Annotated in this window: 18 protein-coding genes; 8 read left to right on the top strand and 10 right to left on the bottom strand. The window is 38.1% G+C overall.

Going from position 1 to position 23,651, the window contains the following annotated elements; all coding sequences use genetic code 11:
• The first annotated feature begins 189 nt into the window (after positions 1-189).
• From ACZZZI_RS01795 to ACZZZI_RS01785, 3 genes are all read left to right on the top strand, one after another.
• Positions 190-3,348 (top strand): SusC/RagA family TonB-linked outer membrane protein, encoded by a 3,159-nt coding sequence (locus ACZZZI_RS01795; RefSeq protein ID WP_463488449.1) that lies wholly within the window; start codon positions 190-192, stop codon positions 3,346-3,348.
• Positions 3,349-3,360: 12 nt separating this feature from the next.
• On the top strand, positions 3,361-4,938 hold the full coding sequence (locus ACZZZI_RS01790; RefSeq protein WP_424059031.1) for a SusD/RagB family nutrient-binding outer membrane lipoprotein: 1,578 nt from the start codon (positions 3,361-3,363) through the stop codon (positions 4,936-4,938).
• 106 nt (positions 4,939-5,044) lie between these two features.
• Positions 5,045-6,121: a cellulase family glycosylhydrolase gene (locus ACZZZI_RS01785; protein ID WP_463488448.1), complete on the top strand. Its 1,077-nt coding sequence runs from the start codon at positions 5,045-5,047 to the stop codon at positions 6,119-6,121.
• A 430-nt stretch (positions 6,122-6,551) separates the two neighbouring features.
• Here the strand turns inward: ACZZZI_RS01785 and ACZZZI_RS01780 are convergent, their stop codons facing one another.
• The gene (locus tag ACZZZI_RS01780; RefSeq protein ID WP_463488447.1) at positions 6,552-7,727 is read right to left on the bottom strand and encodes an FAD-dependent oxidoreductase; all 1,176 of its coding nucleotides are present in this window, start codon (positions 7,725-7,727) and stop codon (positions 6,552-6,554) included.
• Between the two features lie 73 nt (positions 7,728-7,800).
• Positions 7,801-8,658 (bottom strand): AraC family transcriptional regulator, encoded by an 858-nt coding sequence (locus ACZZZI_RS01775; RefSeq protein ID WP_463488446.1) that lies wholly within the window; start codon positions 8,656-8,658, stop codon positions 7,801-7,803.
• 396 nt (positions 8,659-9,054) lie between these two features.
• Here ACZZZI_RS01775 and ACZZZI_RS01770 point away from each other — a divergent pair, with 396 nt between their 5' ends.
• Positions 9,055-10,797 (top strand): ABC transporter ATP-binding protein, encoded by a 1,743-nt coding sequence (locus ACZZZI_RS01770; RefSeq protein ID WP_463488445.1) that lies wholly within the window; start codon positions 9,055-9,057, stop codon positions 10,795-10,797.
• Between the two features lie 56 nt (positions 10,798-10,853).
• On the opposite strand, the gene ACZZZI_RS01765 is transcribed toward ACZZZI_RS01770, so the two are convergent.
• Positions 10,854-11,381, bottom strand: a complete 528-nt coding sequence (locus tag ACZZZI_RS01765) for a DinB family protein (RefSeq protein ID WP_463488444.1) — start codon at positions 11,379-11,381, stop codon at positions 10,854-10,856.
• A 432-nt stretch (positions 11,382-11,813) separates the two neighbouring features.
• On the opposite strand from ACZZZI_RS01765, the gene ACZZZI_RS01760 reads away from it, so the two are divergent.
• The 3 genes from ACZZZI_RS01760 to ACZZZI_RS01750 all read left to right on the top strand — a co-directional run bounded on the left by ACZZZI_RS01760 (position 11,814) and on the right by ACZZZI_RS01750 (position 14,216).
• Complete coding sequence (locus ACZZZI_RS01760; protein WP_463488443.1) at positions 11,814-12,068, top strand: Na+/H+ antiporter NhaA; 255 nt, start codon at positions 11,814-11,816, stop codon at positions 12,066-12,068.
• Positions 12,069-12,072: 4 nt separating this feature from the next.
• Positions 12,073-13,404 carry a DUF389 domain-containing protein gene (locus tag ACZZZI_RS01755; protein ID WP_463488442.1) on the top strand — a complete coding sequence of 444 codons (1,332 nt, stop codon included), beginning with the start codon at positions 12,073-12,075 and terminating at the stop codon, positions 13,402-13,404.
• A gap of 407 nt (positions 13,405-13,811) precedes the next feature.
• Positions 13,812-14,216: an EVE domain-containing protein gene (locus ACZZZI_RS01750; RefSeq protein ID WP_316761187.1), complete on the top strand. Its 405-nt coding sequence runs from the start codon at positions 13,812-13,814 to the stop codon at positions 14,214-14,216.
• Positions 14,217-14,254: 38 nt separating this feature from the next.
• On the opposite strand, the gene ACZZZI_RS01745 is transcribed toward ACZZZI_RS01750, so the two are convergent.
• Positions 14,255-15,445 (bottom strand): cation:proton antiporter, encoded by a 1,191-nt coding sequence (locus ACZZZI_RS01745; RefSeq protein WP_424060028.1) that lies wholly within the window; start codon positions 15,443-15,445, stop codon positions 14,255-14,257.
• 69 nt (positions 15,446-15,514) lie between these two features.
• Positions 15,515-16,036, bottom strand: coding sequence for an acyl-CoA thioesterase (locus ACZZZI_RS01740; protein ID WP_316761193.1), 522 nt, complete (start codon positions 16,034-16,036; stop codon positions 15,515-15,517).
• 270 nt (positions 16,037-16,306) lie between these two features.
• Here ACZZZI_RS01740 and ACZZZI_RS01735 point away from each other — a divergent pair, with 270 nt between their 5' ends.
• On the top strand, positions 16,307-17,797 hold the full coding sequence (locus ACZZZI_RS01735; protein WP_463488441.1) for an alpha-amylase: 1,491 nt from the start codon (positions 16,307-16,309) through the stop codon (positions 17,795-17,797).
• A 145-nt stretch (positions 17,798-17,942) separates the two neighbouring features.
• Here ACZZZI_RS01735 and ACZZZI_RS01730 read toward each other — a convergent pair whose 3' ends face one another.
• The 5 genes from ACZZZI_RS01730 to ACZZZI_RS01710 all read right to left on the bottom strand — a co-directional run bounded on the left by ACZZZI_RS01730 (position 17,943) and on the right by ACZZZI_RS01710 (position 23,589).
• Positions 17,943-18,872, bottom strand: coding sequence for a hydroxypyruvate isomerase family protein (locus ACZZZI_RS01730; protein ID WP_316761198.1), 930 nt, complete (start codon positions 18,870-18,872; stop codon positions 17,943-17,945).
• Positions 18,859-19,890, bottom strand: coding sequence for an FAD:protein FMN transferase (locus ACZZZI_RS01725; RefSeq protein WP_463488440.1), 1,032 nt, complete (start codon positions 19,888-19,890; stop codon positions 18,859-18,861). The genes ACZZZI_RS01730 and ACZZZI_RS01725 overlap by 14 nt, the downstream gene beginning before the upstream one ends.
• Entirely contained in the window at positions 19,890-21,212 is a 1,323-nt protein-coding gene (locus ACZZZI_RS01720; protein WP_463488439.1) for a Gfo/Idh/MocA family protein, read from the bottom strand. Before ACZZZI_RS01720 ends, ACZZZI_RS01725 begins: the two co-directional genes overlap by 1 nt.
• Positions 21,213-21,234: 22 nt before the next feature.
• Positions 21,235-22,194: a formylglycine-generating enzyme family protein gene (locus ACZZZI_RS01715; RefSeq protein WP_463488438.1), complete on the bottom strand. Its 960-nt coding sequence runs from the start codon at positions 22,192-22,194 to the stop codon at positions 21,235-21,237.
• Between the two features lie 117 nt (positions 22,195-22,311).
• Positions 22,312-23,589: a type IX secretion system plug protein gene (locus tag ACZZZI_RS01710; RefSeq protein WP_463488437.1), complete on the bottom strand. Its 1,278-nt coding sequence runs from the start codon at positions 23,587-23,589 to the stop codon at positions 22,312-22,314.
• Positions 23,590-23,651: the final 62 nt, after the last annotated feature.

The following is a 23,651-nucleotide window of genomic DNA, read 5'->3' as shown; positions in this document are numbered from 1 at the left end:
GCAGTTTGGATAACTACCAAACAATATAAAATATTTGATCTAGTCTAAATTAGTGGAGGTTGTATGTAGAGCTTTATATACTATATGGCTAAAATTACGTAAAACGTTTTACGAGCTCACCTACTTCTGCCAATGAATCTGATTAAAGAGATTAAAACTAAAATAACAAACTAAACTAAATGTATGAAAATGAGGAAATTTTACTCCACTTTTAGTGGCCTAGAGCGGGATAAATCTACCGCTTCAAGAAGTATACTCAAACTTGTTGTAACAGGTATCGCTATTTTGAGCTTACAAAATTCTGCAAAAGCAGGGATTATTGGCACAGAGCTGAATGCCGCCGTTGCTCCTTTTGAGGATGCGAACAAGCTTAACAAATTAAATAAAGCATTCTTTAAACCCATTACTGGGGTTGTAACCGATGATACTGGAAATCCGCTTCCTGGTGCAACGGTTGTAGCAAAGGGTACAAATGTAAAAACAGTAACAGACAATGATGGTAGGTTTTCCTTAAATGTTCCAGATAATGCGACCGTATTGGTTATTTCATTTATCGGCATGGAAGCTCAGGAAGTAAATATCAGCAATTTGAGTAATGTTACCATCAAGTTGATACCATCAGGCAGCGCCAATTTATCGGAAGTTGTTGTAACGGCTTTAGGTGTAAAACGCGAGAAAAAAGCATTAACCTTTGCGGCACAACAACTTAGTGCGGTAGAGTTAACCAAAGCTGGAGCGCCCAATTTTATGGAAGCCTTAAGTGGTAAGGCTGCAGGTGTTGATGTTGGGATTAGTAATTCAGGTGTTGGTGGTTCAACAAAAACAGTATTAAGGGGTTCTAAATCTATTGCTGGAAGTAGTGAAGCACTTTTCGTAATTGATGGTGTGCCTGTGGTGAACAACAAGGGTGGGCAACCTGGATCGTACGGAGGAACAGATGCAGGTGATGGTTTATCAGCACTAAATCAGGATGATTTTGAATCTGTAACGATTTTAAGAGGTGCCAATGGTGCTATTTTGTATGGTAGTCAAGGTGCAAACGGCGTTATTTTAATTAATACTAAGAAAGGTCAGGCGGGAAAAATTGCTATCGCCTTAAATTCTACCACAAACTTTAGTACTGTAGCTACCTTACCAGAATTCCAGTTTAGTTATGGAGCCGTAGGAGGAAACGACAGAAGCTGGTCTAAATCAAAAGGAAATTATCAAACCAATTATATCGATGATTTTTTTCAAACAGGCGTAAACACAATCAATACGGTATCTGTATCAGGAGGAAATGAAAAAACAACCAATTATTTTTCATACGGAAATAATTACGCTTCAGGCGTTGTACCTACAAGTACTTATAACAAGCATAACGTAACTTTAAGTCAGGAAACAAAATTATTTGATGATAAGTTGATTCTTAGTGGAAACGTTAGGTTCTCTTATGAGAAATCAAAAAACCGTCCAGGAGCAGGTTATTATAACAACCCATTAACAGGTTTATATCTGTTTGCCCGCGAAAGAGATTTTGATAGCTACAAAACAAACTATCAGATTTTTGATGCAACCAGAAACCTGTTCAGACAAAACTGGTATTCTACTGAAGAAAAACAAAACAACCCATATTGGGAATTAAACAACGACCCAAAACTTACAACCAGTAACAGGGTAATTGCAACAGCAAAAGCATCGTATGCATTTTTACCACATTTTAGGTTTGATGTTCGCGGAAATATAGATTATAACGATCGATTATTAGATTATCGTTATGCTGCAGGCGGTAATTCAGTAAGTGTAAGCTCTAACGGAACCTGGAATTACACCAAGTATAACGACAAAGCTTTATATGGAGATGCTATTGTAAACTACGATAATAATTTTGGTAAATTTAGTTTAAACAGTGTTATTGGAGCAAGTATTCAAGATTACACCTTTAATGATGGAATGGCTTTTGGAAACGGTACTGTACCACTTCAATATCCTAACTTCTTTAGTTTTGCAAACTTACCTTATAATCTGGTAGTTAATCAAACTTATAGCAGAGTGCAAAAACAAGGTTTATTTGCAAATGCTTCGTTGGGTTTTAAAGATATGCTTTATTTGGATTTAGCAGGTCGTAATGACTATGCATCTACATTGGCAACTACTGGAAACGATTCTTATTTCTATTATTCAGCTGGTTTATCGGCAATTATAAGCCAAATGATTAGCCTTCCAAAAGAAATTAGTTTCTTAAAATTAAGAGCATCAACATCAAAAGTAGGTAATGAAGTGCCATATAATATTGTAAGTCCAGGTAATGTAATAGGTGGCGCTGGCGGACCTGATGGTATCGGTGGTATTAACAGAAATACACAAACTCCTTTTGCAACCTTAGTACCTGAAAAGATAATTAGTAACGAGATTGGTTTAGAAACCCGTTTCTTAAATGACAGATTAAACCTTGATTTTACTTATTATAAAAACTCAAGCACGAATCAATTTTTATCTTTAACTGCTCCTTCTGGTTCTGGTTATACTTTTTACTACGTAAATGCGGGTAAAGTAACTAACCAGGGTTTTGAATTAACATTAGGTGGCGATCCTATTAAAAATGATAATTTCAAATGGAACTCTACCATAAACTTATCACAAAACAAAAACAAAATTGTTCAGCTTATAGCCGAAAATCCAGAGTACCAGGTAGGTAGTAACGATGAAGGGTTTAACTCAATTATTAAATCTGGTGGTTCATTTAACGATTTATATATCTTTAAACTTGCCCGTAATGCAGCAGGACAAATTATATTAGATGCTGATGGTAAGCCAACCAGAACTGCAAATCAAGAATATGTAGGAAATTTAAACCCGAATTTTATTACTGGCTGGAACAACACATTTACTTACAAAGATTTAAGCTTAAGTGCTTTAGTAACGGCTAAGTTTGGTGGTGTTGCATTCTCTAAAACAGAAGCCTTCTTAGATTCGTATGGGGTAAGTAAAAGAACTGGTGACATTCGTGATGCAGGTACAACTATGCCAATCAATGCAATTCAAGGAACTACGCCTGTAACCTCAATCGACCCAGAAGTTTACTATAGCGTAATCGGTGATCGAAACGGAATCATGGAACCTTACGTATTTTCTAGAACGAATGTTCGATTAGCGCAGGTTTCATTAGCCTATAACATTCCGATCAAGGGTTCGGCGATTAAATCAGCTTCGGTTTCGCTAGTTGGTAGAAACCTGTTTTTCTTCTACAAAAAAGCACCATTTGATCCTGAGCAAGCCATGAGTACAAGTAACAGTAATCAGGCAAATGATGTGTTCGCAGTTCCTGCTACACGCTCGTATGGTTTTAATCTTAAGTTGAACTTTTAATATCTTAAAGTAATGAAAAAATTATGTTTAGTAGTGCTTGCTTTGATTTTACTCAACTCCTGCACCAAAAATTTCGAAGAAATAAATACTAATCCCAATCAAATAACAGACAAATTATTAGAGCAGGATTTTAATCTTGTGGGTTCTTCGTTTTCAGTAATGTTGTTTAACCTTATGGGGCATCAAATTGAAGAAGATTTGTGTTATGATAACTGGATGGGTTATATGGGTGCACCAACCCCTTATGTTGGTGGTGTAAACAACACAACCTATTACCTGCGTTGGATTGATGCATACTGGAATCGTATATATGGTAGCGTTATGTCTCCTTCTAAACAAGTAATTGAGCTTGCAGGAGAGAAAAACTTACCATTATTTGCCGATTGGGCAAAATTTGTTAGAATCTTAGCTATGTCTAAACTAACCGCTATACACGGACCAGTAATTTATTCTAACTATGGAACTGCAGGTTTAGGCTCAATTAAATACGATAAAGAATCTGATTTGTATACTGCTATGTTTACACAATTAGATCAGATTGAGTCAAATTTTAAAGCTAACCCAACTTATACAGGCTTTACTAAATTTGATCCGAGCTACAAAGGCAATATGGCTGCATGGTTAAAATTAATTAACTCAATACGTTTCCGCTTAGCTATGCGCATAGTAAAAGTAAGTCCAGCTGTTGCAAAAACACAGGGTGAAAAAGCCTTAGCAGATCCAGTTGGTTTAATCAGCACTAATGCCGAAAATTTTCTAATACCATTAAATGGTAATGTTATGCCAGTTGCCATGATTAGTTTTGATTGGGGCGATACACGTATGGGAGCAACAATGGAATCTTTTATGGTGGGTTTAAAAGATGGACGTATGGCTAAATACTTCAACGAGGTTAGCGATGCATCATTAGTTACTGATCATCCTACGTATAAGTATAAAGGTATCCGCAGTGGAGCATTTATCAATTCTAAAGACGATAGGATTTCTTACTCTACAGTAAGTTCAGATTTCAAATCAGTACAAAACAGAAGAGGTTTCGTGGCTGCAGAAATTGCATTTTTAAAAGCTGAGGCAGCATTAAGAGGCTGGGCTAACGCTGGTGATGCGAAAACAAATTATGAAAACGGCGTACGTCTTTCTTTTGCCGATTGGGGAGCTGCAGGTGTTGATGCTTATTTAGCTGATGCAACAAGCAAACCTATTAATTACATCGACCCGAAGGATAGCAGAAATAATTTTACAGCACTTTCTACTATTACAGTTGCCTGGAATGCAGGTGATTCTAATGAATTAAAGCTGGAAAAAATTATTACTCAAAAATACCTATCAACTTTTACCAATACATTGGAGGCTTGGGTAGATTTTAGAAGAACAGGTTATCCTAAAATTCCACATGTTGCTAAAAATGATAGCAGTCCAGATTGGGGTATTATTACTTCGGATCAGTGGATAAAACGTTTGGTATATGTTCCTGCAGAAAGAACTGGAAATGGTGCTGCTGTAGCAGAAGCTTCAACTTTTTTAAGTTCGGGTAAAGATGATATTGCATCGCGATTATGGTGGGATACTGGCGCCGCAAGTAATTTCTAAATGTTGCTAAAATGGCCACCGAAAGGTGGCCATTTTTTTTGGGTATTAGCACGATTATTATTACTTTACGATATTGCTATATTACCCTATCCATAAAATAAATCTTATGAATATTAAGAAATTTTTAACGACAGCATTTTGCCTTAGTCTATTGGTAAGCAGTGTTTTTGCTCAAAAAGATAAAAAATTACCAGGTCAGGTTTGGTCTGTAGAAAAGGCGAATGAATGGTATAAAAATAATCGTTGGCTAACAGGAGCAAATTATATTCCTGCAAACGCAATTAACCAGTTGGAAATGTGGCAGGCAGATACTTTTAGCCCTGATTTAATTGATAAGGAATTGGGTTGGGCAAATGGCATTGGCTTTAACACTTTACGGGTCTTTTTATATAGTAAGGCTTATAAACAAGATCCTCAAGGTTTTTTGAAAAGGGTAGATCAGTTTTTGGCTATTGCAGATAAACATCAAATTAAGCCAATGTTTGTATTCTTTGATGATTGCTGGAATAAAACATCAGAAATCGGGAAGCAGCCAGCACCCAAAACAGGTATTCATAACTCGGGTTGGTTACAGGATCCTGGTGATCCTGCTTTCAAACAAGAAGCTAATTTTCCTGAACTTGAAGTTTACGTAAAAGCGGTATTAACACGTTTTGCAAATGATAAAAGAGTACTTCTCTGGGATTTGTATAATGAACCAGGCAATAGCGGCAAATTAGAAAGTTCTATTCCATTGTTAACTAAAACAATAGAATGGGCCAGAGCCGTTAATCCAAGCCAGCCTATTAGCATCGGTTTGTGGAGTTGGGGTTTCGAAAAACTGAACAAATTGCAACTTGCCAATTCAGATATTGTTACCTATCATAATTATGAAGCACCTGATTGGCATCAGCGTACAATTGATTTGCTAAAAGCGAGTGGTAGGCCGCTGATTTGTACAGAATACATGGCCCGCACCCGTAATAGTCGTTTCTCGAACATTATGCCCTTACTTAAAAAAGAAAACGTTGGTGCGATAAACTGGGGCTTTGTTGCGGGTAAAACCAATACAAAATATGCCTGGGATACGCCATTGGCAGATGGTAGTGAGCCAATAGAATGGTTTCATGAAATTTTTAATCAGGATGGAACGCCATATCGTAAAGATGAAACGGATTTGATTAAAAAGCTGAATGGTAAATAAGTGTCGGTATTCTATCAGGTAAAGCAGGTATTAAGATGGTAAGAGGCTGTAAGTGTGCATAAATCTATTGAGATTAATAGTTTCTCATTAAATACTCTATTTAACGTTTTCCAAAGACGAGTTAAAACCTTAATTGGTGGCTTAAATTACTTCAGATGAATCATTGGTTTGTCAAGTCATAACTTTGCCAACTTTTTGCGGCGGGATTGCCTTATGTCAATTTCGTCAACGGTTTTGTCACTCAAAATTTTTTGCCAATTGCTTTTATACTCTGGATAATCCAATCTATTTGACCCCATATTGCCAAATTTATAATTGCAAGATAATTAATGATTTAATAAAAATTTTAGTTCAGGCGAGATGGGAGACATCCACTTGCGGTTTATCCACTTTGGGCAAAGATAATTCTGAAAATCAAACTTTTGAAATTTTAGCTAAGCATTTTAATTAAGTCCTGTATAGATTCTTCCGTCGGCGCTGCAAAGTCACTTATACCTTCAATGGTTTCTTTACACAATGGCGCTGCCCTTTCAAACATGATCATTTCATAAGCTGCAATGGCGTCATTAAGGTTTGTAAAGTCTGTATTAGTCAAACAAGTTGATAGGTTTAAGGCATCAAGCATGGCCAGATTAACACCCTCACCATTGGGTGGCATCAGGTGTGCGGCATCACCAATAAGCGTAATGTTAGCTTTGGTCTCCCACCTGTTTTCCAGAGGAAAATAATTCAGCGGCCGGGGAACAAAGTGTTGGCAAGCTTCAAATAAGCTGAAAAAAACAGGGTTCCAATTGTTGTAATGATCGATAAGGTAGTCTTGAACTTTTTTTGTATTATTAAAATCAATCCCACTATCCTTTATCCAGTTTTCCGGGTACATTGAGGCAGCATAAAACGTCAAGCCGCCATCGCCACGCGGTTGTACAGCTAAGGTAGCTCCGTTCCCCATCGCCATCAGGTTCGCCTGATTAACTAACTGGTAAAATTCCGGGCAAGCTGTTTCTGGTTGTTCTATTTCGCCCTGGATAATTGTAGCACCCGAATATCTTGCTTTAACGTCAGTAAGATAAGGGCGAATCAGGGAGCGGTAACCGTCTGATCCGATAACTATATCTGCCACAGCGGTAGTTCCATTCTTAAATTGCATTTCCCACCTTTTGTCCACTTCTTTCATGCTGACGAATTGGCTGTCCCATACTATGGTATCCGGCAGCAACCCGTCTATCAACAGATCTCTCAGTGCACCTCTGTCTATCTCAGGCCTGAATTGTGGATTACCAAATTGTGACTTGCCTGACTGGTTTCCTTCATCTAACAAAATATTTCCCTGCGGATCGAGTATGCGATATTTATCTGCATCCGGCATGTAGTTCGCTTTGAAAGCCTCCATCAGCCCAGTCGCTTCCATTGCTTTCAAGCCAGATTCAAAATGCAAGTCAACAATTGCGCCTTGCACGCGTGCTGCCTGGCTGTGGTCTCGTTCATAAACTTTAACTTGTATTCCTTTAAGCTGCAAAAGCCTGGCAAGTGTAAGGCCACCGGGGCCACCACCTATTATAGCAATATTTTTATGAACCAATAGCTCTGTTATTTGTATCTTTTCCATTGTGTATTTTTATAATCACAAAGAAACGCTGGAAATCAACTGAATACAATGACAAGAGCCTGGAAATGTAGGACTATTCGCGGTTTTTGTCGCGAAAAGTAATTGGTGCTATGCCAACCACCTTAGTGAACAGCCGTGTAAAATAGGAATAATCATCGTAGCCTAATTCACCAGAAATCTCTTTTACAGATTTTCCTGAATGATAAAGCAAGCGCTTAGCTTCCAATATCACGCGCTGATGAATGTGGGAGGAAACGGACTTTCCGGTAGTTGCCTTAACGCATTCATTCAGATATGAAGGCGATATATTTAATCGGGAGGCATATTCAGATGGATTTTTAGTTGAATTATAATGATTTTCCAATAAGGTTTTAAACTCCTTTGTAATATCCTCAGATCGGGTATGATGCTCAGCTGATTTAGATAATGCGAGGTATTGTGAGAGGATCAATGCAACCAACGTATTAATACTTTCCTTTAAAATAGAATGGTAAAGTACTTCAGTTTTCTTTTCAGACAGTGTCATGCATAATGTTGCAGTTTCCGTGAGGACAGCAAGTGTTTCCAGATTAACTGGCAATACGTTCACGGGCGAAATACTTTCCAGCAGCCTTAAATACTCCTGGAGGAGGTTTTCTTCTGTTATTATCCATGTAGTAATCATAGCATCTTCGAATGCCAAAACCCTGTGCACCTGATGAGGATGAATAAAAGTAATAGCAGGCGCCTGGATATAATGAGTCTGGAAATCAATTTCGATGATGGTTCTTCCTTTTTCCTGGATAATGAACGTATAGCCGCCATCCCGGTGAGACCGTTCTACTTGTTCGGAATTGGGTGATCCGTTAAATGTTTCCCGCAACAACATGATTCCTCGGCTGCTTTCTTCAGGCAGCGTGTTAACAGGGATATGATCGACTTTCTTACGCATCGTATAAATTATAAAGATAGCTAAGGAACGGATTATAGCTTATGAATACAAGATTTAGGATTTTACTGAATCCCTATCCTACAAAAACAATGCTTAACGTGTCGTTCCTTAAATATATTGTATTTATCATCATATCTGTAAATGTATAAATTTAGTTTTTGGAAAATATAGATGGGTTAATGATACAGAATCAAGATGTGAGTGTGAAGCCATCCACATTCGGATCGGAAAGCAATCTCATGATGCCACTCGACGATCTTTTTTTTTATCAAAAGATTAGAGACGGAGTCGATATTGGTCTGACAAAGTTTAAAGAGGGTAATGGCTTTATCTTAAAAAAGGACCCAAACCATTAAGCGTTTTAGGCGTTGATTAAGAAATAGTTTTTTTTAAAACATGAAAATACTTGTTAAATATCTTCTCCCGCATAAATGGTTGATTATTTTATCCCTTGTCCTCGCCGCAACTGCGCAGCTTTTAAGCTTGCTCGATCCTGTTATTTTTGGAAAGATTATCGACGATTATTCTACTAATAAATATGGGCTGAGTCAGCGAGCGCTCGTTTCGCAGGTTATATATTGGCTGTTGATTGCCTTGGGAATTGCCTTACTCTCCAGAATGTGCAAATCTGTTCAGGAATTTCTTACCCGCAGAGCCGTTGCCAGCTTTGGCATGAACATTTTCAACGACGGATTGAAACAGACCCTAAGGTTGACCTTTCAGGAGTTTGAGGAAAATAGGAGTGGAGCAACGCTTTCTGTGCTTCAAAAAGTAAAAACTGATGCGGAGCGCTTTATTAACGCTTTTATCAATATTCTCTTCAGCTCCCTTGTTGGGATCGCTTTTCTTTTATGGTACAGCATCAACAAAAATTGGCTACTGGTGCCGGTTTTCTTTATCGGTGTGCTTGTTTTGGGATCGCTTACTGGCTTGGTATCCAAGAAAATAAAGTTTATTCAAAGATCAATTAACAGACAGGCCGATAATCAGGCAGGAATTATTACCGAAAGCCTACGTAATATTGAACTGGTTAAAAGTCTTGGCCTCACCTTTGCGGAAATCCGAAGGCTCAATGAGCAGACTAAACGGATTTTTGATCTGGAAATGCTGAAAGCCAAAAAAGTGAGCACGCTCTCTTTTTTGCAGGGGGGACTTTTGATTTTGCTTAAGCAATCGGTGCTCTTTATTTTGTTGTGGCTGATATTCAGGAATATTCTCAGTACTGGTGAGCTGATAGCCATGCAGTTTATATCAAGCGCTATTTTTACGCCCTTGCAGGATCTGGGCAATATGATCATTCTGTACAGGGAGGCAGATACCTCACTTAACACTTTCGATACGCTAATGAAAAAGCCCGTCGAAACCCGTCCAGAGAATTCTGTCGAGGTGGCCAGCTTGGAAACCTTAGAATTTAGCAAAGTAGTTTTTCGCCACAAAACAGCCTCATATAATGCGATAGATGATCTATCCTTCTCTATTAGTAATGGGCCAACTGCGGCATTTGTCGGTCCATCTGGTTCGGGAAAATCAACGTTAGTTAAATTGTTGGTGGGGCTATATGCTCCAAACGAAGGTGAGATTTCGTTTAATGGAATTTCATCCAGAAAAGTACGCTATAATCCGCTTCGTCGACAAATCGGCTTTGTCACTCAGGAAACCCAGCTTTATGCCGGATCTATCAAAGATAATATGTTATTTGTAAATCCTGCCGCTAGTGATGAGGACATTATTACGGCCCTCCAGAAAGCATCGGCCACAAACCTGATTGCTAAAGCAGGGAATGGCATTAATACGGTTTTGGGAGAGAACGGGATGAAGCTTTCAGGTGGTGAAAAACAGCGGATTTCCATAGCAAGGGCACTGCTCAGAAATCCCCGGCTTTTGATATTTGACGAGGCAACTTCTGCACTTGATTCCATTACTGAAGAGGAGATTTCCAAGACGATCCGTAATATATCTGATAGACGGGAGCAAATGACCATTTTGATTGCGCATAGGCTTTCGACCATTATGCATGCGGACACTATATATGTACTCGAAAAGGGGAAGGTATCTGAGGTAGGTTCGCACGAATCTCTTCTTGCTAGACGTGGATTGTACTATTCGATGTGGCGGCAACAAATTGGGGAACGGAGGTAAATATTCAGGTTGGTTACTGATCCCGGCGGAAGTAAGCAGTAATTTCATAGATTTTGCTAGAACAATTGTTCTTGTGGAGGGGTTACTTTTGCCAGCCTAAGGTACACGGTGGTCTGTCCCCTGTGGTGGGCCTGATGTTCCATTACCTTTTCAAGCGCAGTCTGCCTGTTCATCTCGAACTTGTCAAAAAGTTTTATCTTTTCATTCAATTGGGCAGTTGTCATCTTTCTGGCTCCACTGATTACAAAGTCATAACTGGCCATAACGATCTTGATGACATTTGCCTTGGAATGGTCTGAGGACTTTTCAAGTTCCCCTGGGGCAGACGGGGCTTTGTTTCCAATGGCCAATGCACCAAGACCATAGTTTGCGTCAGCTAGATGTAGCATCTGCTGGGCGAAGGTACGCATCTCAGGAGTTGGTTTTAGGCTGTAGCCGGCTTCTGGCATAGCCTCTAAATATTCTTTGGTATAGGCTTTCGATCTTTGCCATTCCTTTACTATCTCGGCGGAGGTGATCTGGGCTTTTGCGCCCATTATGCATGTGATCAGAAATAGGGTAGTGGTGAGTATGTTGGTTTTCATATTTTTGTTCTGGTTGTTAATCAAATCTAAGCTGGATGTATAACATTTACGCGGTTATAAAAGGACATTTTGAAGGGGTGTTTGAGACAGTTTAGTATAATGTCCCTAAGTCGCTAACAAAAATGCCGTATTCAATCTTTGTATCATTGGCAACAGTCGATTCGCGACCCAGTGATTCCGTTTAGTCTGAAAGGCCCGCTGAAGTTTTTTTAAGTCTTCGACTTTTAAATTTGAGGTTTAAAACACTAAAGTCGGTCAAAATAAAGTTGTTTAATAATTTTAATCTTAAAGAAATTTAACGTGGAAATATCGACAGCAAAGATTTAGAACGATTGAATGAAACTAACAATTGATAAGTTAAATCCTTTAAGATACTATAATCGGACTAAATCGGTATTTTAGCAATTTGTAATATTATAAAAAGTTCATGTAATGAATCCTTTACCGAAAAGCCCAATAGAAAAAATAATAGCCCCTGTCAGTCGTTTTAAACACATGATTGGGGTTGCGCTGCTTGCCGGAATAGGCTTTACCATGTCGCTTTTTATTAGCGGCCTTGCCTTTTCAAATCCGCAATATGTTGAACAGGCTAAGTATGGGGTACTGATTGCCTCTGTGCTGGCTGGCATATTGGGAACCTTGTTATTAAGAGGAACTGCAAAGAATCAAATTGGATTAAAAAAATAGTTTTATGAAAGAACACGAATCAGGACTGGGCGCTTATATCAGATTATTTTTTCAGCGCAGGTTCAACCTGCACCTCGATAAGGCCAATGAAGAAGAGGTAGTCACGGCAATAAAGGCCAATACGGTTTTTGTCGGTCCAAGCTTATGGACGCTTATTTTTGCGATATTTATCGCATCGATAGGTCTGAACGTGAACTCGACTGCCGTAATTATAGGGGCAATGCTCATCTCCCCGCTCATGGGGCCAATCATCGGGATTGGGTTGGGTATTGGAACCAACGACCTTGCACTGGTAAGACAGGGCGGAAGAAACCTGCTGATTGCGACACTTATCAGTATCGCTACCTCAACACTTTACTTTTACATCACGCCATTGCACGATGCGCAGAGTGAACTGCTGGCCAGGACAACGCCTTCTATATGGGATGTATTCATCGCCTTTGTTGGTGGCCTGGCTGGAGCAATAGCGGTGACAAGAAAAGAAAAAAGCAATGTCATCCCTGGGGTAGCCATCGCAACCGCTCTGATGCCGCCGCTTTGTACCGCTGGATTTGGGCTTGCCTCGGGCAACCTGCTTTTCTTCGCTGGGGCAATTTATCTCTTTTTCATTAACAGCTTGTTCATTTGCATTTCCACCTACCTGATCGTCCGTTTTCTTAAATTCAATAAAAAGTATTTTGAGGACAGAAATACGGAGAAAAAGGTATCGAGATATATTCTTATCACCGTTTTGGTAACCGTTCTGCCGAGCATTTATCTCGCTTATGGAATAGTACAAAAAAGTATCTTTGAAAACAGCGCACAGCGATTTATTCGGGAGGAGTTTAATTTCAGGAATACCCAGGTAGTAAATAAAAGTTTTAAGTATTCCAGGAATTCAAAGGAAATTGATTTACTTTTAATTGGTTCGGAACTGCCAAAATCAACTGTTGACAGCATCCGTTCTAAATTATCCACCTATAAACTTAAAGGTACAGAACTCATTATTCGCCAGGGACTGGATGCGAGGGCAAATGTCGACTTTTCACAGATCAAAGCCAGTATTATGGAGGATGTATTCAACCGCGATTCGCTCGCTAAAAAGGTTGTGTCTTCTAACAATAATGAGACCAGCATTCCCGACATACGTGAGGAACTCAGGAGTTTATTTCCAGCTATAAAGAGTTATAGCTTAGCCAATACAGTTATCATTAATACTGATACCCTTAAAAGAGATACCGCTCTTCAGTTTACAGCAACTTTTAATGCGACGATGTCGGATTCGAATAAAAACAAGATGGCAAAATGGCTTAAGGCAAGGCTTAGCACCGATAAGCTTAAGGTTGTTTTAGAATAAAGGATAAACCATTTAATCTCGATGAAAATTACTCCTTTTCACTTGATAACGACCGCCTTTTTCTTAATAGAGAACCGTGTATCTTTTACCCCGCCGATGCCGCCTTTCCTTGCCCTTTCTATGGTGGCATAATTGTCTGGATTCGGCTAATAAAAATATATAAAAGGTATGTTGGAATGTGTTATTTTTGCCGGGATCGAAAGATTGAACTCGGTTCCGTTTCATTTCTTTATGAAATGATTTTCGTACTGTGGTTTGGCATTACTTGCTTTCATATTCCTATAAATTTCTAAGGTTTAAATCCTACGCCTTGGGGAGATGTGCACGGGATTGTTAGCGTTTTTGTCAACGGTTTTGTCAACGATCGAGTAAAAAAAACTTTTAAAGTCCTTTAAACAATTTAAATAATGAATTATTGGTTAGTCAAATCAGAACCTTTTAAATATAGCTGGGAGAAATTTAACGAAGACGGTCGTACATTTTGGGATGGTGTTCGTAATTATCAGGCCCGCAATAATCTCCGTGATATGCGTGAAGGAGATTTAGTTCTTTTTTACCACAGTAACGAAGGTAAGAATGTGGTTGGTGTGGCTAAGGTTGTTAAAGAATCTTATCAAGACCCTACTACAGATGATAAAAACTGGGTAGTTGTAGATTTAGCACCAGTAGAATCGCTTAAAAACCCTGTTTCTTTAGAGCAAATAAAAGCAGAAGAAAGCCTTAAAGATATTTCATTGGTTCGCCAGGGCCGTTTATCGGTTATGCCTTTAAAAGCCGAAGAGTTTGATAAGATTTTAGAAATGGGGAGCTAATTGCTCTCATTTCTACTTATTTGAAAATTTCAAATCATTTAAATTAATGGTATTTCCTCTTTTTTACTTTTGGTGAGGGTTATTCCTAAAGTCATTATAATACTGGTTCCTAATACGACCAGGAATAGGAATGATGGACCAACTTCGGGTATTTTAAGCGATGCAGGTAGATTAAAGTAAAGTAATATACTAATTAACCCACGCGGTGCAATGTACAGAATAGGGGTAATTGTACCATTTTTAAAGAATCTAAGGAAAACAAAACGCATGGCGTAGATGGTAACTAATATAAAAAAGCCATTGGCTAGAACAGGTTTGTCGTTCAGCTCGTTTAAATTCATGGTAAAGCCAAAAATAACAAAGAAAAAGGTTCTTAAAATAAAAGCACTTTCTGCTGATAATTGGTAAAGCTGAGACAAATCGGCTGTTAAGTTCTTGTAGATAAATACGCCTCTAAACCAGGCATTTTGAATTGTATCTGCATTGTTTAGAAATAAACCTGTGCTTAAAATTAAAACTAAAGAGGATAGGTGGTAAGACTGACCGATTGCGTAAACTAAAATCAATATCGAAATAATTAGGAAGAACTTAATGTGATGTACTAACCGCCCCATAATATAAAGCAAAACCACACAGGCAATAGCCGAAAGCAGAATAATAAGAAAAGTGCTTAAACCCAAACCAATGAATGCTGATGTGGTAATAGAATGATTGGCAATGGCAAAATTGAAAATAATAATAGCCAGAATATCAGAAAAGGAGGATTCGTAAATTACAAATTCTCTATCCTGTTTGCCTAAAGCTGCGGCCGATGGAATGGCAATTGCAGAACTGATTACGCTAAAAGGTATGGCATTTGCTATGCAGGTATATAAATCCTTGTGCGTAATCTGATATATAATTAGGGTAATTATCGTTATGGTTCCGAGCAAAATGGTTAACGCTGACAGAAATGCCGTCTTGATAACTTTGTTCTTCTCGCGTTCGTATTTAAGTTCTAAAGAGCCTTCGAAAACTATTAAAATTAAACCAACCGTACCCAGTGTCGGTAATATGGATAAAAAGTTGAAGGTTTGAATTTTCAGGTAATCAACCAAAAAACGAAGGCCTATCCCAAGCAGCAGTAAAAGTAATACCGATGGTATTTTAGTTTTACTGGCCACTAAATCAAACAGATAGGAGAATATTACTAATCCGCTTAAAATAATAAGTATGGTATATGTTGTCATATTTACAGCGTATGGTAAGCCGCTAAAATAAAACAAACATATTAAGCAACAAGAAGTTTTATGTAAAAGTTACGGTTTAAAGAACAAGGCTTTAAGCTCGCTTGCATCATCTGGACTCATTTTGCCACCTAAAACTAAACGTAACTGCCTGCGGCGCAGTGCACCATCAAAAAGCTCGGTTTCTTCTTCTGTTTCGGGAACTAATTCAGGTACAGGAATGGTGCGTGCGCTTTGATCGACGGCTACGAAAGTGTAATAAGCTTCGTTACTTTTTTGGCGGGCACCACTTGGAATATTTTCGGCCCAAACATCTAAACGTACTTCTACCGAGGTATTAAAAGCACGAGTTACTTTAGCTTCGATTGTGATTACGTCGCCAAGTTTTATAGGGTGTTTAAATGAAACATTATCAACTGATGCGGTAACAACAATGCGGTTACAGTGTTTTTGAGCTGAAATTGCTGCTGCAATATCCATCCAGTGGAGTAAACGACCTCCCATCAAATTATTTAATGTGTTGGTATCATTTGGCAATACCAATTCGTTCATTATCGTAAAACTCTCTCTGGCAAATTTCTTTTTCAAACTCATAATAGAGCGCAAAAGTAAATAAAATGTGGGTTATAATGGTATTAAATTAAGATTTAGAAAGGCTTAAAGCACAGGCTTATGCTAAATAAACCCGATTGAGCGGAATAGCCCACAGCGAAGCGAGGACTATAAGCGAAAGCGGGGCTGATGTTACCGAATATTATGTGGCTTAAATTTGCTAATATTTTTTAAAATCTATTTACTCAAGGCTTACATTTTGAAAAAACAATTGCATGGGTATCATGTTATCTTAGCATAAAAAATAAATTAATGCAGAATCAAACCATCATCCAATTTTTCCATTGGTATTATAACGAAGAACAAAATTTGTGGACTAAAGTAGCAGCAGAGGCTGCTCATTTAAAGGAAATTGGGGTTACAATGGCTTGGTTACCGCCAGCTTATAAATCGAACAATGCTGCTTACGATGTTGGTTATGCCGTTTACGATTTGTTTGATTTAGGCGAATTTGACCAAAAAGGTGCAGTTAACACCAAGTATGGCCATAAAGATGAGTACATTAATGCTATTGATGCCTTGCACGATAATGGAATTAGTGCGCTTGCTGATATTGTTTTTAACCACAAGGCTGGTGGTGATAAATTGGAAAAGATTAAGGTTAGAACTGTAAATCCAGATAATAGGGAAGAATTTACCAGTGATGTATTCGAAATTGAAGCCTGGACGAAGTTTACTTTTCCTGGAAGACAGGGGAAATATTCTGAATTTATTTGGGATCACATGTGTTTTAGTGGGGTAGATTGGGCTGAAGATTTAAAGCAAACTGCTATTTATTCTATTCAAAATTATTTGGGTGAAGGTTTTGAGAAGGTACCATCTACCGAACTTGGCAATTATGATTATTTGATGTTTAACGATATTGATTATAGAAATAAGGCTGTAATTGATGAGTTGAAATACTGGGGAGAGTGGGTAGTTGAAACCACAAAAGTTGATGGTTTTCGGTTGGATGCCGTTAAACATATTAATCCAGATTTTATTATTGAGTGGCTTGATCATTTAAATACTAAATATAACCGCAAATTTTTTGTGGTGGCCGAGGATTGGAATGTGGTAGATATTGAGGGGCAGCTTGAATATATTCAAATTACCGATGGAAGAACACAGATTTTTGATTCTTTGTTGCACCATAATTTTTATCTGGCAAGCCAGGATGATAGTGAGTTTGATATGAGAACCATTTTCGATAAAACGCTGGTACAGATAAATCCTGAACTGGCTGTAACTTTTGTCGATAATCATGATTCTCAACCTTTGCAGGCTTTAGAATCGTATGTTGAGTTTTGGTTTAGACCACTTGCTTACGCGATGATTCTTTTGCGTGAGCAGGGAATTCCTTGTTTATTCTTCCCCGATATTTATGGTGGAATTTATGATGATAAGAATGAAGCTGGAGAAGATGTACACATCGATTTGGCAATAATTCCTGATGTTATAACAATGAGTAAAATTAGAGCCAGTCTTGCTTATGGTTTACAACGTGAGCACTTTGATCATGGTAATTGTGTGGGGTGGACACGCGAAGGGGATGATGAGCATGAAAATAGTGGTTTAGCGGTTTTAATGAGTACTGGTGAAGAAGGATATAAGGAAATGGAAATAGGTAAGAAATTTGCTGGCAAAACCTTTATTGATGCATTAGGTAATAGAGAAGGGGAACTTGTTATTGATGAGAATGGCTGGGCTGAGTTTCATTGTAATGCTGGGAGTGTTTCGGTTTGGGTGTTGAAAGGGGAGTAGTTGATTTTTTTCTATAGTTAGATCGGAAAATGAGGCTGTTCGAGCATAATTTACAAATTCATTTTATTATGCTGAGCTTGTCGAAGTGCCAAAATATGCTTTCCACAAGCTCAGCATAACAGATTTTAAAATTTGACACCTCCCTCTAAGTTAAAAAGTTATCCGCTTCTCGATATGCTTTAATTACGGCAAGTTCGCCATCTTTTCCGCTTTGCGAATTTCCATGTTCCATACCCATTACGCCTTTGTAACCTTTGGTGTGTAACCATTTAAAAAGATTTTTATAGTTTATTTCGCCTGTTCCTGGTTCTTTTCTGCCTGGGTTATCACCAATTTGGATATATGCAATTTCATCCCAGCAACGTTCCATCGTTTTAATTAAATCGCCTTCAGTACGTTGCATGTGGTAAATATCGTAAAGGATTTTACACGATGGACTTTGAACGGCTTTACAGACAGCATAAGTTTCGTTTGTTTTCTGTAAGAAAAGCTCAGGTGTATCACTTAAGGTTTCTAATACCATAATTAGTCCGTGTGGTTCTAAAATTTCAGCTCCTGCACGCATGGCATCAATAACGTTGGCAAACTGGTTTCCATAAGGTAATTTACGTTCGTAAAAGCCAGGTACAACTGTCAGCCATTTTGCGTTACAGCGTTTTGCAGCTTCAACTGATTTTTTGCAGGTTTCGATAAATTTATCTTTAAATTCCTTTTTACCTGTTGTAAGTGAAGTTTTCCAATTATCGCCACCATCTACAACAAAAACGCCCATTCTCATTCCGAGTTTCGTAAGTAAACTTCCAATTTTTTCTTGTTCATCTACTGGCCTGTTTAAGTAGCCGTTATCTTCGATTGAGCGAAAGCCCTTATCATACATAAACTGAATCTGATCTAAAAAGCTTTTACCGCCATGGTTTTCGAACATGCCCTGATGAGGGGCATAATCCATGTTGAAAGTTTTATCACCTGCTAAGAGATTGTTGTTTTCTGAAGCCAGTGCGCTTGATAAGCCACCTGATGTAGTTATTGCACCTGCAGTTAGCAAAGTACTTTTAATGAATTCACTTCTTTTCATCTGTTTGGTTTTTAAACTGATTTTCGGGAATAATTAATTTTTTGAAACCTGAGGTCAAGGTATCAACAATTTTCCCTTGTTGATTCTTATAAACAAAATATGCTTCCAGGTTTTTTCGTTTTTCAACAAAATTAATGGCTTCGTTAATATGCATCGACATTAAACTATTATCATATCCATCGGCAGTAATGGCATCATTAGCATAAACAGTAACACTGATCATTTCGTTGTTTAATGGATAACCTGTTTTCGGATTGATTAAATGTGATATGGTTTTTAGTCCACTTTGGTGAAATTTACGATAATTACCTGACGTTGTTATTGCACCACTGTTTATTGCTGCGATGTGTCTGATGGTTGGTGTACCGTGGTCTCCTGGTCCCTCGATACCAATTTTTATCGATTCGCCATTTGGCTTTGGTCCAGATACTCTGATTTCGCCACCGAGTTGGGCAACATATTGTTTTAAGCCCTTTTGCTCTAAATATTCGGCAATTAAATCTACACTGTAACCTTGTGCGATGCCGTTTAAATCGATATTTATGCAAGATTTTGATTTAAGAAGCATATCGCCTTTAAAAAAAAGGTTTTGCATGCCAACACATTGCAATATGCTTTTAATTGTTGTGCTATCTGGCTCTTGTCGGGTTTCTTTTGGCCCGAAACCCCATGCCTGAACCAGCGGTGCAACTGTAATATCGAATAATCCTTTTGTATCGGTATTTATTTCAAAACTTCGTTTTAAAACATCACGAATAAACTTATCGGTTTTGATTGATTTATTCGCATTGTTAAACTGGTTAATTAATGAATTTTTCTTGTAAAGAGACATCGATAAATCTATTTTATTTAATAGATTATCGATGTCTGTTTTGCTAACCAAACTATCGGTTGCAAAGTATGTTATGGTGTAATCCGTGCCCTGTGCTTGTCCTGCTAACTCATATTTCCTGATTTCTTTCGAAATGGAAAACGATGTTAAAGTGAGCAGACAAATAAAAAATAGGAGTAAGCGCATTATATCACTTTAGTTTTTCCAGGCATTGCGTATGGATATAAGCCGTTTGCATCGGGCAATAATTTAGGCATTGCATCCCAGGCAAGTTTTTCGGGGAATAAGCTATTATCTGCTGCTAAAGCTTCATCCCATTTTATGGTTTCACCAGAATAGGTTGCATAGCGGCCAATAATAGAAGTAAAGGTACTGGTTGCAGCGTATTCTACATTGTTAAACTTATATTCACCTTTAGAAATGGCTTCAAAAAGTTCATCATGTTCGGTTTGATAAGGATTTGCATTTCCTTTTGTATTGTGATTGTATAGTTCTTTGCCGCTGTAATCTTTCATAACGGCCTGGTTGCTGCCAGATAAATAAATTTTGCCTTTTGTACCCATAAAGGATTCGTCAACACGGTTACTTATGCCCTCGAAGTGACGGCATTGGCTGTGGATTACTGCACCATCAGCATAAGTGAGTTCGATAGAATGATTATCGTAAATCTCGCCATAATCTTTCCCCGTTCTCCAGGCTCTGCTGCCTGTACCCTGAACAGAAACTGGATGTGCATTTTTGATCCAGTTGGCAATATCTATGTTGTGAACGTGTTGCTCTACGATATGATCGCCACATAACCAGTTAAAATAATACCAGTTTCGCATTTGATATTCCATTTCTGTTTGACCAGTTTTACGAGGATTTACCCAAACGCCACCGCTGTTCCAATATACCTGACCCGACATAATATCGCCGATGGCACCATCGTTAATGCGTTTCATCGCTTCGCGATAGTTAGTTTGATATCTTCGTTGCAAACCTACAACTACGTTTAATTTTTTCTTTTTAGCTTCTTCTGCAGCAGCCAATACTTTTCTAATTCCAGGCGCATCGACAGCAACAGGTTTCTCCATAAAAATCTGTTTATTCTGTTTAACAGCTTCTTCGAAATGTATAGGTCTGAAACCTGGAGGCGTAACCAATAAAACTACATCTGCAAGCGGAATTGCTTGTTTATAAGCATCGAAGCCAACGAACTGACGTTCTTTAGGTACATCCATTTTGGCAGAAAATTTACTTGAAAGTGCTTCATAGCTTTTATCGATTCTATCTTGAAAAGCATCAGCCATTGCAACTAATTTTATGTTGTATTTTGTGCTTAAAGCCTGAAATGCCGCACCTGTACCACGGTCGCCGCAACCAATTAAAGCAATTTTTATGGTATCAGAGCCCGATGCATAGGCGCCTACCAATGGAATAGTGCTTAACATTGCCCCGCCAGCAAGAAGTGCCGAGGTTTTTAAAAATTCCCTGCGTTGCTGCAGGGTGAGGATAGACTTTTTCATATATGGTTTTATTTGGTTTAGGTTAATAATCTGATATGGGCTTTTTGTTATAGTAAGCTTCAATTTCTTCTTTCGATGGAGGCGTAGCAGGACGAACCAATCTTAATCCAACAAAAGGCGCTTCAGGAAACCACCAATTGCTTTTTGGAATTTGAGGGTCTAACTGTTTCCACGATGGATTTGAAGCTAAACGAACTGAAGCAGTAAGTTTATCGCTAGTTTCATCGTAAGAACCGCCTCTTACACTATTTGGGTAGAGTTTATCGGGAACTGCGACAGGGTTTTGAGCAATTTTATCTTTTTGCCTGGTGTAAAAATCTTCTAAGTACTGGTCGTAAGTCCATTCGGCGACATTACCATGCATATCATATAAACCCCATGCATTTGGTTTTTTCTGGCCTACCTGATGTGTTTTATTTTCGCTATTTTCCTTATACCAGGCATATTCTTTTAACTTGCTTTCATCATCACCAAAGGAATATTTAGATTTACTACCAGCTCTACAGGCATATTCCCATTCGGCTTCGGTAGGCAAGCGATAAAAAACACCTGTACGAGCATAAAGCCACTTACAAAATTGTATGGCGTTGTATTGGGTCATTGCAATGGCGGGCTGATTGTCTTTACCCATTCCAAAGGTCATATCGAGATATGGTTTTGTTGGCCTGGTTACGGCGTCTACATTTGCTGGTATTTTTCCGTTACTGGCTTTAAGTTCGTAATCGCGATAAAGAAAAGGTTCAAACAAGTTCCAGGTAACTTCGTATTTGCCCATGTAAAAGGCATCAACCTTAACCTTATGCACTGGTTTTTCGTCGTTAGCGCCAGTATTACTTCCCATATCGAAAGTTCCTGAAGGAATGGCTGACATTTCGAATTTTAAAGAAGTTCCTTCTATATTTTGAGTGTAAGATTTTGTTTGGGCTTGTACATAGCTTAGCGGCAAGCATAAAAAAGCAAGTGCAGTTATTTTTTTTAACATAGATATTGGTTAGTGCAGATTTGGTAGCTTTTTTATATCGCTAAATCGTATTACTAATTTAATAAGTATGTTTTAAAAGGAAGAAAAATTTTGTAACAAAAAGATTAGGTTTCAGGATTATCTTTTATCAGTTATCCGATTTGATAGATTAGTAAAACCAACCAAGGTATCCCATCTTGCTCCAGGTTTTCGGTAATAAACAAAAATCTGATAAGTATTCTCTGTTTGAAAGAAAGAGCCTTCAAATGGTTTTGTTTCTGTATTTTTTGATGTTTTATCGAGCCAGGCATATTCATAATCGTATAATCCCTGTTTCAGTAAAATATTGCCGTAAAATTGTTTTCGATTGGCATCGTAAACCAATTTATTTTCTTTGCCAAGTGTGTAGTTATTAAAGCGGCCCACTACGTAAGCATCGCCATCGGCGGTAGGCGGAGCAGAATTTAACATAAAGAGCACACCCATATACTCTGCTTCGGTTTTATCATCGCGGCCATCGGTATTGCGGATAAAGAAGTTCCCATTTTCGTCAAGTTGGTTGGCGAAGGTTCCAGTGTTTCTTGAAATATCCTGAAAAAGCATCACATTAACAGATTCATTATCCCGATAAATATCCTTTACATTATCGCCCTTAAAACGTAAACTTCTGGTATCGAATTTTCTGAATTCATTATCTCCCCAAAAATCATTTGTATTGATATCATTATAAACCAATTGATTTGGGCGAACAAATGAAGGACGAGTGTTTAGCTGCACTGTATTTGAATTGAAATTTTGCATTACAACAGCCTTCAAATCCTGATAAGGATTTGGTATTGGCATGCTGTGATTTAAGGTGAAATTTATTTTCTGCTTAGAATTTCGATCAGCAACCTGTAAAGAATTTGTAATTTCTGCGGCAATAGCGATCTGACTATCCAGTACATAAAAACGTTGCGATATTACGGGTTGGTTTTTATCTCCGTTTAAATAAACCTTAAGAATATAGTTGCCGCCAATTTTTGGTTTAACCTGTGTGTTAGGCAGGTTTAGCTCATAGTGCGTATATTTTCTGGTTGTGTTTGATGAGTAATGGTAATTAATTATTCTATCATCACTAAAGCCATCCAGGTAATCGATACTTGTAATTTTTGAGGTTTGCCAATCAGACGTACAATGCTCTACCGTGTACCAGTAATTCTTAGTTCCAGCCAATAAATCATCAAAAGAAAAGGTAATGGTTTCTGTTGAGTTGAGCATAATTACTGGAATACTTTGCTCTTTATTACTATTAAAACATAAAACAGTTTTAATATTTGGGAGATAAACTTTGTTTTCGTTGGTAAAGGCTTTATCGTTTTGGGCAAAGGTTAGAATAGGGAAGATGAATAGTAATACAGCGATTAGTTTTTGCATGACTAAAAGTACATAGTATTAAGCAATTTTAAAAGATTTGCCTTTGAGTGCTTATTATCAGA

The sequence above is a fragment of the Pedobacter sp. AC190 genome, from assembly GCF_979258025.1.
The sequence above is the reverse complement of the archived record's forward strand: the minus strand, read 5'-3'. Positions and strand labels throughout refer to the sequence as shown.